Here is a 15,222-nt window from a genome sequence, read left to right as displayed (position 1 = left end):
GCGGCGGTCGACGGGCCGGCCCGACCAGGGGCCGTCGGCCCGACCAGGGGTGCTCCGGGTCGGGCCGACGGGCGGGTCAGCTGGCGGTGCAGGTGGGGGTCTGGGTGGGCGCGGTGCCGTTGCCCTGGAACCCGAACTCGGTCACCTGACCGGCGGCGAGCTGACCGTTGTAGTCCACGTTGGCAAACCGCACCGTCCCCGAACTACCACTGGCCGTCGCCGACCACGTACCCGTGACACTCGTGCCACCCGGCAACACCACACTCACGTTCCAACCCCGGGTACCACCGGAACCAGCGGTCACCTTCACCGTGGCCACGAAACCACCCGTCCACGAATTCGCCGACACCGTCGCCGAACACCCAGCCCCACCCGGCGGCGGAGTCGTCGGGTTCGGCGGAGTCGTGGTGGGGTTCGGCGGGGTGGTCGTCGGGTTGGGGATGCCGGTGCCGGCGTTGAGGGCGTTGAGGACGGAGTCGTACGCCGGCTTCTTGTTGCCGTTGCAGTCGAACAGCAGGGCGTTGTCGGACCCGCGCCACGAGTCGCAGTCCCGCACGCCCCACACCGTGATGCCGGTGCAGCGCGACACGTTCATGCACGCCCGGGTCACCGCGCCGAAGATGTTCGCCTGGTTGCCGCCGGTCATGACGTCCAGCTCGGTGATCTGCACGTCGACGCCGAGGTCGGCGAAGCGCTGGAGGTTGGCCTGGTAGTCGCTGGCCAGCGTGGTGCCCAGGTGGGACTGGAAGCCGACGCAGTCGATCGGCACGCCCCGGGACTTGAAGTCGCGCACCATGTTGTAGATGCCGGTCGACTTCGCGTTGACCCCGTCGGTGTTGTAGTCGTTGTAGCAGAGCTTCGCGCCCGGGTCGGCGGCCCGCGCGGCGCGGAACGCCGCCTCGATCCAGTCGTTGCCGGTGCGCTGGAGGTTCGAGTCACGCCGGCCGCCGCTGTTGCCGTCGGCGAACGCCTCGTTCACCACGTCCCAGGCGTAGATCTGCCCCTTGAAGTGGGTGGCGACCTGGGTGACGTGGTTGATCATCGCGCTGCGCAGGGCGCTGCCGGACATGCCCTGCGCCCAGCCCGGCTCCTGCTGGTGCCAGAGCAGGGCGTGGCCCCGCACGCTCATCCCGTTGGCCCGGGCGTGGCTGACGAGGCGGTCGCCGCCGCTGTAGTTGAACTGGCCCTGCTGCGGCTCGGTGGCGTCCCACTTCATCTCGTTCTCGGCCACGACGCTGTTGAACTCGCGGTTGAGAATCGTCGTGTACGTGCTGTTGGAGAGTTTGCCCGTCGCGACCGCGGCGCCGAAGTAGCGGCCCTTCTCGGCCGCGGCAGCCCGCAGGGTCGTCCCGGCGCTGGCGGCGGGGGCCATCGTCACCAGCACGCCGGCGGTGAGTGCGCCGGTGACCGCGAGGGTCACCGTCGTCAGGAGGGCTCTCTTGCGTCTCATGTCGATTCCTTCTCCGGGTGGATTGCAGCGGTGGTGGTGCGCCCGGATTGGTTCCGCAAAGGAGATCCGGGCGGATGATCCTGAAACGGTCACTGTTGCCGCGCGAGGCCCGTCCCGCCGTCACTGACAGCGCCGATGGGGATGCTGATCCGACGCCCGCATGCCCTGTGGGGAAGCCGCGATCCCGAGGTGCGACCGGCAGGCCCGCCCGGTGGGCCATCGACGCCGGCATCCTCGACATCGACTGTGAACGATAACAAGGTCGTTCGTCAAGTCCTGCCGAATCGCACCGGTTCACGCCGACGCCGTGCGGCGCAGGCCGCCGGGCCGGCCATCGAGCCGGCCACCGCCGGCCGCCGGGGGCAGTAGGATCCGGTCGCGGTCGGTCGTCGACGGCGCGCCCTGCGCCGGGCCCTGGCGGCCGTGCTCCTGGCCGGTGCCGCCTCGGTGCCCGCCGTGCCGTCGGCGTCCCCCGCCGCGACCACGACGCTGCGGGTGCTCCAGCTCAACCTCTGCAACAGCAGCCGGGCCGGCTGCTACACCGGCCGGGCGGTGCCCCGGGCCGCCGAGGTGATCCGGGCCGAGGCCCCGCAGGTGGTGACCCTGACCGAGATCTGCCAGGGCGACGTGCCCGCACTCGGGCGGGTGTTCGGGCGGGTCCACCGCGGCGGCCCGGTGGTGGCGGAGTTCCCACGCTCACGATCGACCACGGCCGTGCGGCCCCGGTCAGGAGACGGCGGCCCTGACCAGCTCGACGACCTTCCGCTCGACGGCGGGGCTCCACGCCCGCAGCGCGTACGCCACCGGCCACAGGTCGCCGTCGTCGAGGTTGGCCGCGTCCTGGAAACCGAGGGTCGAGTAGCGGTAGTTGAACTTGCCCGAGTCCTGGAAGAAGACGACGATCTTGCCGTTCGCGTCGGCGTAGGCGGGCATCCCGTACCAGGTCTTGGCCGACAGCTGCGGGGCGGCGGCGGTCACCGCCACGTGCACCCGCTCGGCGAGCGCGCGGTCCTCCGGCGCCATCTGCGCGATCCGGTCGAGGACCGCCTGGATCCCGTCGGCCCTCTTGGCGCCCTTCCTGCCCTCGGCGCGCAGCTCGGCGGCGCGCTCCTTCATGGCGGCCCGCTCCTCGGGGGTGAAGCCGTCGGACCCGGTCGTGGACTCCTTGGCGGACATGTGGGGCTCCCTCGCGCCGTTCGGGGCCGGCGGAGCGCCGGTCACCTGGCAAAAGGCTAGGCCCGGCGGCCCGGCCGTGCTTCTCGATTCCTGATCGTTGCGCCGGGGCCGGTCGGCGGCCGGCGGCCCGGTGCGTCCCACCGGCGGGCGGGGAGGTCAGGGCACGGGCGCGGCGGCGCCGCACACGCCGGCGAGGAGATCGGCGGTGGTGTGGGCCGCGACGCCGGGCTGCGCGCCGTCGGCGAACCGCGCGACCACGGCCCGGACGTGCCGCTCGGCGGGCTCGGCGAGGCCGTCGTAGACGGCCGCGAACAGCTCCCGGGCCCGCTGCCTCGGCCACCCCTGCGGCAGCAGGTCCAGCGGCAGCTGCGGATCGAGGGTGGGAAAGCGCCGGTAGGTGTCCATCACCTCGGTGCGTGCCCGCACCGCCGCCGCGCCGTCGAGCCGTCGGGAGCGCACCCGGGGCAGCAGCGGCGTCCACCGGCGCAGGAACGCCTCGTAGTGCCGGCTGATCGCGTCCACGTCCCAGGCGTCGACGGGGGCGCGGTGGCTGATCGCGTCGAGGGCGGCCTGCCGGCCCCGGAACACCGTGACGGCACCGGGGGTGAGCTCGGCGAGCTGCGCCCGCGCCTTGGGCGTCAGCTCGTGCGGCGAGATCCACAGGCCGTCGTACAGGGGCGCGTAGCCGAGCCAGCGGAGCCGACCGCGCAGGGCCCGCCGCTGCGCGCTGCGCTCCTGCGGCAGGGAGAAGGCGACGATCGTCCAGCACCCGTCCCACGGCACCGCCGTGGCGGTGGACGCCACGATCCAGCTCCCCCCGGCCGCGAGGCTCGCGGCGGCGGCGCGGCTGAGCCGGTAGGCGCTGCGCCGGCCCTGGCGGCTGCCCTCCAGCACGCCCCGGCGGGCCAGCCGGCTGATCGCGGTCCGGGCGCCGGCCGTGGACACCCCGGCCTCGGCGAGCAACGCGACGATGGCGGCGGACGGGAGCGCGGCCCGGGTCCGCAGCGTGTAGTCCGCCAGCAGGGTCACCGCGACGCCCTGGGGCGAGTTGCCGGACTGCCTCCGGGGCAGCCGCAGCGGGTGCTCGTCGTCCGGATAGATCTCCTCGATGCTGAACGGGCTTGCCACAGGCGCTCCGGGCTCGAACTCGGGGACGGAACAACGACTGTAGACGGATCTCCGGCGGCCCGGCTCGCCGTGGCGCGCCCGCCCCGGACCGGCCCGACCGACGACCCAACGTGATCGAGGTGCATCGATTGACACTTGTGGGACCCAGGGGAACACTAAGTGCTACGCGATGCCCTACGGAGCCGGGCGGGCGGACGGAGCACACGCAAGGGGCGACACGCGATCCCGCGGGGCCGGGCATACCCCGACCGGACCGCGCGTGGCCCGACTTCAGCCTGCACAGGTGACCGAAGGAGTCGTCCCGTGAGAATCAGAAGGAAACTGCTGCTCGGCCTGGCCACGACCCTGGTGGCGGCCGGCCTGGTGGCCCCGTCGTTCCAGCCCGCGTACGCGGCGTCGCTGGTCGAGGTGACCAGCTTCGGCAACAACCCGGGCCGGATGCGCATGCACATCTACGTGCCGGACAACCGCCCGGCCCGGCCGGCGACGGTGATCGCCATGCACGGCTGCGGCGGCTCGGGCCCGGCCTTCTATTCCGGCAGCGAGTTCGCATCCCTCGCCGACCGGTACGGGTTCATCGTGATCTACCCGACCGCGACCCAGCAGGCCGGCTTCGGCAACTGCTTCGACACCTGGTCGGACGCCGCCAAGCGCCACGACGGCGGCAGCGACCCCGTGTCGCTCGTCTCGATGGTCCGCTACGCGCAGCAGCAGTACAACGTCGACCCCGAGCGGGTCTACGCCACCGGCAGTTCGTCCGGCGGCATGATGACCAACCACATGCTGGCCGTCTACCCCGAGGTGTTCAAGGCCGGGGCCGCGTTCATGGGGGTGCCCTACAACTGCTTCGCCGGCGCGGCGGACTACCCGCCCGGCAGCAGCCAGTGCACCGGCGGCAACATGAACCGCACCCCGCAGCAGTGGGGCGACGCGGTCCGCCAGCAGGCCTACCCCGGCTACTCCGGCCCGCGCCCGCGCGTGCAGGTGTGGCACGGCACCGCCGACACGCTCGTGCCGTACAGCCTGCTCCAGGAGTCGATCGAGCAGTGGACGAACGTGTTCGGCCTCAGCCAGACCCCCACGTCCACCGACACCCCGCAGGCCGGCTGGAACCGCCGCCGGTACGCCGACGGCAGCGGCACCGTGCAGGTCGAGGCGTACAGCATCCAGGGCGCCGGGCACAGCCTGCCCGCCGGCGGCATGGCCGCGGCCGCCATCGCCTTCTTCGGCCTGACCAGCACGCCCACCACCCCGCCGCCCACCACGCCACCCCCCACGACCCCGCCGCCCACCACGCCGCCGGCCACCACGCCGCCGGCCTCCGGCGCCTGCCGCGTGACCGTCACCGTCAACGCCTGGAACACCGGGCTGACCGCCAACCTCACCATCACCAACACCGGCGTCAGCGCCGTCAACGGCTGGTCCCTGGCGTTCGGTCTGCCCGCCGGGCAGACCATCACCTCCGGCTGGAACGCCACCTACTCCCCCACCTCGGGGCAGGTGACGGCCAGGAACCTCGCCTACAACGCGGCGATCCCCGCCAACGGATCGATCGACATCGGCTTCCAGGTCAACCACAGCGGCAACGCCGCCAAACCGGCCTCGTTCGCCCTCAACGGCACGCCCTGCACCGTCGCCTGACCGTGCCGAGCTCCGGGTGGGCATGCCCCGGCATGCCTGCCCGGAGCACCGCCGGGCGTCGCCACCGGCCGCGCGCAACGCGCCGGGCGGGCCGCGCCCGCCCCCTGCGCCATCTCCATCATATGAGCCGGTCAAGCCGCCCGAATCGTCCTGGATGCTGATCTTCCGTCCCCGCCGGGCGCATAGTCTCGACCCGTCCGCGCCGGCCGCGCGCGCCCGTCGGGCGCACGGGCCGTGGCCGCCGCGCCCGCCTGCCTGCCGACCCGACCCGAGGGTCCGCGCCGACGCCGCGCGGCGGGACGCACACAGGGATCGGGGGAACGTGTCCGAGACAGCACACCAGATCGCCGTCGAACAGCAGGTGGTCGACCGGGTGTACGCGCGCCTGGAGGTCATGCGCGAGCAGACGAGGCAACTGGACGCGGAGGGCCACCGCCGCGCCGGCTCCGGACCGGTCACCGGCCTGGTCGAGCGGGACGCCATGGTCCTGCGCGCCGCCGCCAGGCTGGCCGAGCTCGACGGCCAGGAGGAGGGCGTCGTCTTCGGCCGGCTCGACTTCGACGACGGCTACACGTACCGCATCGGCCGGCTCGGCGTCCGCGACGAGGACCGGGAGCCGCTCGTGGTGGACTGGCGCGCCCCCGCCGCCGCGCCGTTCTACCGGGCCACCCCGGGCGAGCCGCTCGGCGTGACCCGCCGCCGCGTCATCACCTGCGCGGGCCCCCGGGTCGTCGGCCTCGACGACGAGGTCCTCACCGCGCGCGACGTCGACGGCGTGGTCGGCGAGGGGGCCCTGCTCACGTCGCTGACCAGGGCACGCGGCGCGCACATGCGCGACATCGTCGCGACGATCCAACGCGAGCAGGACGAGGCGATCCGCGCGCCCGCGCACGGCGTCACCGTGATCACCGGCGGCCCGGGCACCGGCAAGACGCAGGTGGCCCTGCACCGCGCGGCCTACCTGCTCTACACCGACCGGGGCAGGTTCACCGACGGGCGGGTGCTGGTGGTCGGCCCGTCGACGGTGTTCACGGAGTACATCGGCAGGGTGCTGCCCGGGCTCGGCGAGGACAGCGTCCACCTGCGGGCGATCGGTGAGCTGTTCGACGGCGTCGTCGCCACCCGGCGGGACCCGGCCGCCGTGGCCCGCGTCAAGGGCGACCTGACGATGGTGCGGGTGCTGGCCGACCTGGCCTGGGACACCCCGCCGAACGCGCCGGACCGCCTGCGCGGCCTCGCCGCCGACGACCTGGCGAAGGCCCGCGTCGAGATCCGGCGCAGGTGCGAGGCCGGGGGCGTCGCCGTCAACGGCGCGCGGGGCGAGGCCGCGCGGGTGCTCGCCGAGCTGCTGGGCGGCGGGGAGGTGCCGGAGGCGTTCCTGAACGCCTGGTGGCCGCCGCTGACCCCGCAGGACGTCCTGCCCGCGCAGGACGGGCAGTGGTCGGTCGACGACGTCCCGCTGCTCGACGAGCTGGCCGAGATCCTGGGCAGGCCGCCGGAGCCGACCCGGGCCAGGCCCGAGTGGCAGCTCCGTGAGCTGCGCAGCGGCGCCCGACTCCCGGAGACGTTCGTGCTGAGCTGGAGCCTCAACGACGGCTGGCAGCTCTTCGCGCCCGGCCTGGCCACGCCGATGGCGCTGTCCGGCCAGTCGATCGACGACAACGACTACTGGGCGGCGCAGCGCTGGGCCGCCGCGATCGTCCTGCGCGAGGGCCACCGGGTGGTGAGCTGGGTCGACGGCTTCGACCCGTACGGCGAGGAGGGTTTCGTGCCGGTGCTGGCCGAGCCGTTGCCGGTGGCCGAGGCCGAGGATCCCGTCGACGACGCCTACCTGCACGTCATCCTCGACGAGGCGCAGGACCTGTCGCCGATGGAGTGCCGGATGATCGCCCGCCGTGCCGCGCACGCCTCGATGACCATCGTGGGTGACCTCGGCCAGGCCACCCACCCGCTGGCCGCCGGCTCCTGGCCGGAGCTGGTGCGGCGGCTGGGCAAGCGCGGGGCCAGGACGCTCGACCTGCCCACCGGCTACCGGGTGCCGCAGGTCATCGCCGACTTCGCCGCCCGCGCCCTCGCGCCGGGGATCGCGCCGACCCGGTCCTTCCGGCCCGGCGGCAGCCTGGAGATCCGCCAGGTCGACGACCTGGCCGAGGCGGTCGCCGGCGAGACGGGCACGGTCATCGCCCCCGACCACCTCGCCGCCGCCCTGGGCGCCGTCGGTGTCAGCCAGGTCAAGGGCCTGGAGTACGACCGCGTGGTGCTGGTGGAGCCGGCCGACATCGTCGCCGCCGAGCCCCGCGGGATGAGCCGCCTCTACGTCGCCCTCACCCGGGCCGTCGCGGAGCTGGTCGTCCTGCACACCAAGCCGCTGCCGGAGAACCTCGCGGTCGGCGGGCCGCAGGCGGGCTGACCCGACCCTACGACGGGGTCAGGGCCGGAACCGCTCGAAGCGGAACGCGGCCAGGGCGTCGTCCCGGTTCTCGCCGAGTGCCTCGGCGGCGACCAGGTCACCGGCGTGCACGCTCAGGGTCACCCCGCTGTGCGAGACGGCGAAGTGGAAGTTGGGCAGGTCGACCACGCGACCCAGCACCGGCAGGCCGTCACCGGGGATGGGGCGCTCGCCGACCCGCACGCTCTCCACGACCACGTGCCGCATCCCCGGGTACAACGCGCGGCCGGCGGCGAGCACCCTGTCGACCGCCGGTTGGTCGACGCTGGTCCGGCCGCCGTCGTCGAGGTGCACGGCATCGTCGATCTCGTGGGTGTGCAGCAGGAGCCGTCCGCCGCCGTCGGGGCGCAGGTGGACACCGGGCGCGTGGACGACGCGGGACACCGCGACCGCGGCCGGGGAGGTGTAGACGAGCACGCCCCGGGTGTTGCGCATCGGCAGGGCCAGCCCCGCCAGGCCGGCGATCCGGGCGGCCCCCGGCCCCGCGCAGTTCACGACCGCGTCGGCGACGATCCTCCGCCCCGAGGCGAGGCGCACGGACCGGACCAGGCCGTCCGCCACCTCCAGACCGGTGACGGCGTCGTCGCGCACCAGCTCCGCGCCGGCGACGACCGAGGTCGAGAGCAGGTGGCCGACCAGCCGGGTCGGCTCGATCCAGCCCTCCTGCGGGAAGTAGGCGATCCCGTCGTCGGGCAGCTCGGCGGGGTTCATGTCCGGCTCCAGGCGCAGCGCCTGCGCCCGGGTGAGCCAGCGCGCCTCGTATCCGTAGTCGAGGACGCCGTCGACCTTCCGGCGCAGTCTCGCGCGCCCGGCCTCGTCGTCGGCCCATTCCAGGTTGCCGCCCTCGTGGTACCAGTCGCCCAGTGGCGCCTCGGCTGCCAGCCTGCGGTGTGCCGCCATGCCCGCGACGCTCAGGTCGTGGTACGCCCGGGGCTGCTTGCCGCAGGAGTTGGTCCAGGAGAACGTCGCGCCGGAGACGCCGGAGGCCGGCGCCGCCGCGTCGACGACGGTGACGCGGGCGTCGCGCCGGGTCAGCGCGGCGGTCACCGCCGCGCCGTAGACGCCGGCGCCGATGACGACTACGTGCTCAGCCATGGTGATCGGGGCTCCGTTTCTCTCCGGGGGACGGGGCGGGTCTTCGACGGAGACGTCAACCGGACACCTGGGTCCGGCCGGTGCTCAGCCCGGCGGGGCGCGGGCGACCGGCGACGGAGCGGGTCACGGGTCGACGAGTCCGTCGGCCCGCAGCTCATCCCACAGGGCGTCGGGCACCGGCGCGGCGGCGAGGCGCGCGTTGCGCGCGACCTGTTCGGCGTCGGCCGCGCCGAACAGCACGGAGACGACGGCGGGATGCCGCGCCACGAAGGCCATGGCCGCCTGCGGCAGGCTCACCCCGTGCGCGCGGCACACCTGCGCGATCCGCACCGCCCTGGCGTACGTCGCCTCCGGCACCGGCCCGTAGTCGTAGGTCCGGCCCGGCGGCTCGGTGGCGAGGATGCCGCTGTTGAAGACCCCGGCGGCGAGCACCCCGACCGACCGTTCCCGGCACCGGGGCAGCAGCGTCCGCGCCGCCGACTGGTCGAGCAGGGTGTAGCGGCCGGCGAGCATCACGACGTCGACGTCGGTGTCGGCGACGAACCGCTCCAGCATCCGCCACTGGTTCATCCCGACGCCGATCGCGCCCACCACGCCGGCGTCGCGCAGCTCGTGCAGGGCCGGGTACGCCTCGTCGACCGCCTGCCGCCAGTGGTCGTCGGGGTCGTGGATCAGCACGACGTCCACCCGGTCGAGGCCGAGCCGGGCGAGGCTGGACTCCAGCGACCGGCGTACCCCGTCGGCGCTGAAGTCCCAGCGGCGCGCGTGGTCGGCGGGCACGTCGAACCCGCCGGCGTCGTCGCGCAGGTGCGCGGTCCGCGGCGACGGCACCAGGATCCGGCCGACCTTCGTGGAGACCGTGAACTCGGCGCGGGGCCGGCCCGCCAGCGCCGCGCCGAGCCGGCGCTCCGACAGGCCAAGGCCGTAGTGCGGGGCGGTGTCGTAGTAGCGGATGCCGGCCTGCCACGCGGCCTCGACCGCCCGGCGGGCCGTGTCGTCGTCGACCGCCCGGTACAGGTTGCCGATCCCGGCCGCGCCGAACCCCACGGCGGTCACCGGGGCCGACGAGCGCCCCAGGCGGGTGGTCCTCATGCCGTCTCCTCGTTGCCGGATCGGGGGTGGGCGCCCGGCGGGGAGCCGCCGGCGTCGGCCGTCCGGACGCGCAGCCCGTGCACGCCGCCGTCGACGGCGAGCACGGTCCCGGTGGTGGAGGCCGCCAGCGGGCTGGCCAGGTAGGCGATCGCGGCGGCGACCTCGTCGGCGGCGACCAGCCGCCCCATGGGTTGGCGGGCCCGCAGGGCGGCGAGCTCGGCGGCCGGGTCGGCGGCGGAATCGAGCAGCCGGCGCACCCAGGGGGTGTCGGCGGTGCCCGGGTTGACGCAGTTGACCCGGATCCCCTCCGCGACGTGGTCGGCGGCCATGGCGAGGGTCAGCGCCTGCACGGCGCCCTTCGTGGCGCTGTAGAGCGCCCGGTCGGGCAGGCCCACGGTCGCCGCGATGGAGCAGGTGTTGACGACGGCCGCGCAGGCGGAGGCCCGCAGGTGGGGCAGGGCCGCCCGGGTGACCCGGACGATGCCCACCACGTTGACGTCGAAGACCCGGTGCCACTCGTCGGCCGGGTTCGCCTCGACCGACCCCTGCGCGCCGACCCCGGCGTTGTTCACCAGGATGTCGATGCCGCCGAGGTGGTGGGCCGCGGCGGCGACGGCATCGGTCACCGACGGGTCGCTCGTGACGTCGCAGCGCAGGCCGTGCAGCGGGGCCGGCAGCCCGAACGGGTCCAGGTCTAGGCACGCGACGGCCGCCCCCCTCCCGGCGAGCATGCGGGCGGTCGCCAGGCCGATGCCGGAGGCGCCGCCGGTCACCACGGCGGTCAGTCCGGTGAACTCGCCGGTCATGACTCTCCCCACTCGGTCCGGACGCGGCCGTCCCGGCCGGCGCGGTCGCTCGTCGTCTCCCGTCGAAGCATCGCACCGAAACCCCGGCGACGCAGTCACCACCGGCCGCCCATTTCCCATGACCCAGGGGGGTTATCGTGGTGGCGTCCTCTCCCACCAGCGACGGAGCCCCCGGTGCCCCTGCACAAGCTCGGCTTCCTCACGATCGGCCTCTTCGACGAGGCGGACCCCCGGGCGGGCCACGAGTCGACGCTGAGCCTCATCGAGCTCGGCGAGCAGCTCGGCTTCGACAGCGCCTGGGTGCGCCACCGCCACCTCCAGTTCGGCATCTCCTCGCCGGTCGCCGTGCTCGCGGCGGCCTCGCAGCGCACCCGCCGCATCGAGCTCGGCACCGCGGTCACCCCGCTCGGCTGGGAGAACCCGCTGCGCCTCGCGGAGGACCTGGCCACGGTGGACGTCCTCTCCGGCGGCCGGTTGAACCCGGGGGTCAGCGTGGGCCCGCCGATGCACTACGACCGGGTGCGGCACGCGTTGTACCCGGACACCGGCGACGCCGAGGACTTCGGCCACGCCCGGGTCCGCCGGCTGCTCGACCTCGTCCGCGGGGAGCCGGCCGGCGACGTCGACGGCGTCGAGGGCTTCGAGGCGTACTCCCGCCGGGTGCAGCCGCACTCCCCCGGCCTGATCCACCGGATGTGGTACGGCGCCGGCAGCCTCCGGTCGGCGCGCTGGGCCGGCGAGCAGGGCATGAACCTGCTGACCAGCAGCGTGGTCAAGGCCGAGGAGTCCACCGACTTCGACGACATCCAGCTCGCGCACATCCGCGCGTACCGCGCCCACCACCCGGACGGTCCCGCCGCGCGGGTGTCGCAGGGGCTGGTGGTCGTTCCCACCGACAGCGCCACCGCCGGGCAACGCGCCCGCTACGAGGAGTACGTCCGGCGACGTCTCCCCCGGACGACGTCGCCGCAGGGGCCGCAGCGGATGGTCTACGCCCGCGACCTGATCGGGCCGGCCGAGCGGATCGCCGAGGAGCTGGTCTCCCTCGCCGCGTTCCGGGAGGTCGGCGAGGTGGCCTTCGCGCTGCCCTTCACCTTCGACCACGCCGACTACGTGCAGCTGCTCACCGACATCGCGACCCGGCTGGGGCCCCTGCTCGGCTGGCAGCCGGCGCGCTGACGCCGAGCGGGCCCGCCCGCCGGGCGGCTCGGTGCGGCAACCGCGGATGGCCAGGGGCGGCCGCGGCATCCCGGCCATCGGCGCTCAACGTGTGGTGGCCGGCGACGGTGGACGGAAGGTGGTGCGGTAGGCGTGCGGGGCCACGCCGCTCAGTCGCTTGAACTGGGTGCGGAAGTGGGCCGGTGACGCGAAGCCGGCCAGGTGCGCGATGTGGTCGATGCCGAGGTCGGTGGTCTGCAGGAGTTCCTGTGCCCGGCGCACGCGTGCGGCGGTGACCCGCTGCATGGGTGTCTGGCCGGTCTGCTCGTGAAAGCGGCGGTTGAGCGTACGCACGCTGAGCCTGGCGCGGTCCGCGAGTGTCGCCAGGGTTATCTTCTCGTGGGCGTGGGCCTCGATCCAGGCGAGCACAGCGTCGAGGCCGGCTCCGGCGGCGGGCGCGTTCGGGCGTCCGATGTACTGGGCCTGCCCGCCGTCGCGGTGCAGTGGGGCCACGGCGAGCCGGGAAGCGTCGGCGGCGACCGCGGCTCCGTGGTCGCGGCGCACCAGGTGCAGGCACATGTCGACGCCGGCGGTCGCCCCGGCCGAGGTGATGAACTGCCCGGCATCGACGTAGAGGACCTCGGGGTTCAGGGAGACGGCCGGGAACGCGGACCGGAACTGATCGGCGGCGGCCCAGTGGGTCGTGGCTTGCCGTCCGTCGAGCAGGCCGGTCGCCGCGAGGGTGAAGGCGCCGACGCAGATCGAGGCGATGCGGGTACCGGTGGCCGCCGCGGCCCGCAGTGCGTCCAGTGCCGGGGCCGGGACTGCCGCGGCAGGGTCGTTGCGGCCGGGCACGATGATCGTGTCGGCGTGGGAAAGAGCGTCGAGGCCGTGGTCGACGGCGAGGCGTAGCGGCCCGGCGTCGATGACGGGCTCGCTACCGCAGATCTGCACCTGGTAGCCGGGTCTTCCGCTGGCCAGCCGCGCCCGGCCGAGTACTTCGATCGGCGTGGCGAGGTCGAATGCGATCGTGTCGGGCAGGGCCAGGACGAGCACGGTGTGGATGGCGACCTCCTGGGGGCGCGGGCCGGCTCTGTGGCAGAAAAGAGTCGGTGGATGGCAATCCTGCCACTGTTCGCGGTGATCGGCGGGCCCGAGAATCGACGGCATGTTGGTGCAGATGGTGTTGTTCGACGGATTCGACCCGCTTGACGTCGTCGGGCCCTTCGAGGTCCTGGCCGCCGGAGGAGACGCCGTCGCCGGAGTCACCGCCGGGGGGCCCGCGGCCGGGGAACGCGCGGCAGCGGGTGCGCTGGACGTCGAGCTCGTCACCGCGGAGGGTCCTCGGGAGGTGGTCAGCGGCACCCGCGGCCTGACGCTACGGGCGACCGCGAAGCTGCGACCCGACCGGCCGGGTTACGTCGTGGTGCCCGGCGCCAGCGGCCCCGTCAGCGGTGACCCGGATGAAGGCGTCCAGACCATCCCGGTGCTGTTGGCCCGGTTCGCCGAATCGGCGGCTCCGTTGATGCGAACCGCTCTGGACAATCCTGACGTGACTGTCGCCACCGTCTGCGGCGGTTCGCTGGCCCTGGCCATGGCCGGCCTGATCGAGGGCCGGCATGCGGTGACGCATCACCTCGGCATGGATGTGCTCGAGGCGACGGGTGTGCACGCCGTGCGAGCCCGGATCGTCGACGACGGCGACCTCATCAGCGCCGGCGGCGTCACGTCCGGCCTGGATCTTGGTCTCTACCTCCTCGAACGCGAGTTCGGCCCCCGGATCGCGCACGCGGTCGAAACCCTGTTCGAGCACGAACGGCGTGGCGTCGTGTGGCGTGCAACCGGCCGTACGCCGATCGCGGTCTGAAAGGAGATGCCCGTGCTGCCCATTCTCGGTTCCTGGGACGTCAGCCTGAAGACCCCGATCGGCACGCTGCGCGCGACGTACGTCTTCACCGAGGCCGACGGCGTGATCACCGGCACCGCCTCCACCACGTCCGAGACCGTGCCGCTCAGCACCGTCGTCTGCGCCGGCAGCCGCGTCACCTGGCAGCAGTCCGTGACCCGCCCCATGCGCCTCAACCTCGACTTCGACGTCGTCGTCGACGGTCAGACCCTCTCCGGCCACTCCCGCGCCGGACGCCTGCCCCGGACCGCGGTCACCGGCATCCGGCGCCCCACGGGATAGGTCCAGACGATTCCGCCACCGCCGACGCGGCTACCCCTGGCCGACCGCCCTTGCCGCACTAGAGCGGAAAGCGGCCCTGCCGCCACTGCCAGTGCCGCCCGGCCGCCAGGTGGTCGACCACCGCGCGCTGGAGCGCGGTGCGGCGCGGCAGCCGGTCCAGCGGCGTGCTCAGGGTGCGGAACACGAACCGCAGCACCTCGACGTCGGCGTCGAGCCCGTCCGGCTCCTCGTAGGGCTCCAGCGTGAACCTCCGCTGGAACCGCACGATGTTGGAGCTCTCGGGCAGGTATTCCCGAAGCTGCGGGTCGAGCAGCCACGAGCCGCAGGCGAAGGCCCGGTAGCGCTCGTCGGGGAAGTGGCGTGGGAAGAACGCCCGGGCCGCGTCGAGCGACGCCGCGACCGCCTCCGGGGTCAACGGCCCCGCGTCGGGGACGTGCAGGCCGATGGCGTCGTCGCCCCGGTGGTGCTGCAACCGGCCCAGCTCGTAGAGGCCGCCGCGCGCGTGCAGCGTCAGCCAGCTCTGCATGACCGGCCAGCCCTCGCCGTGCATCCGCCGGTCGACCGCGAGGTTGCGGCCCAGGTCCGCGAGGGTCGTCCAGGACACGGCGTCGGGGATGCCGTGGTCGCGGTGGTAGCCCCGGACGACGTCGACCAGGGCCAGGTACGCGTAAGCGTAGAGGTGCCGCCAGGCGGGGCCCCGGTCGCGGGGCAGCGCCGGGCCGGGCGACAGCCAGCCGTGGCCACCGAGGTCGGCGCGGACCAGGGCGACGGAGCGGTCGAGCAGCCAGCGCAGCTCGGGTGTCCACAGCGGAGAGTCGGCGTCGGGCCAGCCCGCCATGATCTCGGCGGCGTCGTCCGGGGGCACCGCGAGCCGGTCGAGGATCGCGGGCGCGTCGGCCCGGGCGGGCAGCGGAGCCGACGGCCGGTCCCCGGCGAGCCGGTGCACGCGCTCGACCTCCTCGACGGGCACCCCGAGCCGGGCGGCGATGTCGGCGCAGTCCACGCCGACGACGCTACCGGCCGGCGGGCCGCCGCGACA

13 protein-coding genes are annotated in these 15,222 nt (G+C 74.2%); 5 read left to right on the top strand and 8 right to left on the bottom strand.

The window, feature by feature from the left end; genetic code table 11:
- Positions 1-76 precede the first annotated feature (76 nt).
- The 3 genes from O7628_RS24965 to O7628_RS24955 form a co-directional block, all read right to left on the bottom strand.
- Positions 77-1,450, bottom strand: a complete 1,374-nt coding sequence (locus tag O7628_RS24965; RefSeq protein ID WP_278134179.1) for an endo-1,4-beta-xylanase — start codon at positions 1,448-1,450, stop codon at positions 77-79.
- 726 nt (positions 1,451-2,176) lie between these two features.
- Entirely contained in the window at positions 2,177-2,626 is a 450-nt protein-coding gene (locus O7628_RS24960; RefSeq protein WP_074478830.1) for a hypothetical protein, read from the bottom strand.
- 156 nt (positions 2,627-2,782) lie between these two features.
- Entirely contained in the window at positions 2,783-3,754 is a 972-nt protein-coding gene (locus tag O7628_RS24955) for a PaaX family transcriptional regulator C-terminal domain-containing protein (protein WP_278134176.1), read from the bottom strand.
- Between the two features lie 303 nt (positions 3,755-4,057).
- Here O7628_RS24955 and O7628_RS24950 point away from each other — a divergent pair, with 303 nt between their 5' ends.
- Both O7628_RS24950 and O7628_RS24945 read left to right on the top strand, forming a co-directional pair.
- Entirely contained in the window at positions 4,058-5,395 is a 1,338-nt protein-coding gene (locus tag O7628_RS24950) for a PHB depolymerase family esterase (RefSeq protein ID WP_278134174.1), read from the top strand.
- A 322-nt stretch (positions 5,396-5,717) separates the two neighbouring features.
- Positions 5,718-7,805, top strand: a complete 2,088-nt coding sequence (locus O7628_RS24945) for a UvrD-helicase domain-containing protein (protein ID WP_278134173.1) — start codon at positions 5,718-5,720, stop codon at positions 7,803-7,805.
- Between the two features lie 18 nt (positions 7,806-7,823).
- Here O7628_RS24945 and O7628_RS24940 read toward each other — a convergent pair whose 3' ends face one another.
- The 3 genes from O7628_RS24940 to O7628_RS24930 form a co-directional block, all read right to left on the bottom strand.
- A complete protein-coding gene (locus O7628_RS24940) occupies positions 7,824-8,939 on the bottom strand; it encodes an FAD-dependent oxidoreductase (RefSeq protein ID WP_278134170.1) in 1,116 nt (371 codons plus the stop codon).
- Between the two features lie 123 nt (positions 8,940-9,062).
- Positions 9,063-10,031 carry an aldo/keto reductase gene (locus O7628_RS24935; protein WP_278134168.1) on the bottom strand — a complete coding sequence of 323 codons (969 nt, stop codon included), beginning with the start codon at positions 10,029-10,031 and terminating at the stop codon, positions 9,063-9,065.
- Positions 10,028-10,837, bottom strand: coding sequence for an SDR family oxidoreductase (locus O7628_RS24930; protein WP_278134167.1), 810 nt, complete (start codon positions 10,835-10,837; stop codon positions 10,028-10,030). Before O7628_RS24930 ends, O7628_RS24935 begins: the two co-directional genes overlap by 4 nt.
- A 174-nt stretch (positions 10,838-11,011) precedes the next feature.
- Here O7628_RS24930 and O7628_RS24925 point away from each other — a divergent pair, with 174 nt between their 5' ends.
- Complete coding sequence (locus O7628_RS24925; protein WP_278134165.1) at positions 11,012-12,016, top strand: LLM class flavin-dependent oxidoreductase; 1,005 nt, start codon at positions 11,012-11,014, stop codon at positions 12,014-12,016.
- A gap of 84 nt (positions 12,017-12,100) precedes the next feature.
- Here O7628_RS24925 and O7628_RS24920 read toward each other — a convergent pair whose 3' ends face one another.
- The gene (locus tag O7628_RS24920; RefSeq protein ID WP_278136396.1) at positions 12,101-13,060 is read right to left on the bottom strand and encodes a helix-turn-helix domain-containing protein; all 960 of its coding nucleotides are present in this window, start codon (positions 13,058-13,060) and stop codon (positions 12,101-12,103) included.
- 103 nt (positions 13,061-13,163) lie between these two features.
- Between O7628_RS24920 and O7628_RS24915 the strand changes: the two genes are divergently transcribed.
- Both O7628_RS24915 and O7628_RS24910 read left to right on the top strand, forming a co-directional pair.
- A complete protein-coding gene (locus O7628_RS24915) occupies positions 13,164-13,862 on the top strand; it encodes a DJ-1/PfpI family protein (protein WP_278134163.1) in 699 nt (232 codons plus the stop codon).
- Positions 13,863-13,874: 12 nt separating this feature from the next.
- Entirely contained in the window at positions 13,875-14,183 is a 309-nt protein-coding gene (locus O7628_RS24910; RefSeq protein WP_278134161.1) for a hypothetical protein, read from the top strand.
- 58 nt (positions 14,184-14,241) lie between these two features.
- On the opposite strand, the gene O7628_RS24905 is transcribed toward O7628_RS24910, so the two are convergent.
- Positions 14,242-15,186 (bottom strand): acyltransferase domain-containing protein, encoded by a 945-nt coding sequence (locus tag O7628_RS24905; protein WP_278134160.1) that lies wholly within the window; start codon positions 15,184-15,186, stop codon positions 14,242-14,244.
- Positions 15,187-15,222 lie beyond the last annotated feature (36 nt).

Origin of the sequence: Micromonospora sp. WMMD956 (assembly GCF_029626125.1) — a bacterium.
Taxonomy (GTDB): domain Bacteria; phylum Actinomycetota; class Actinomycetes; order Mycobacteriales; family Micromonosporaceae; genus Micromonospora; species Micromonospora carbonacea.
Note: the sequence above shows the minus strand (reverse complement) of the source record. Positions and strands in the feature narration are given on the sequence as shown.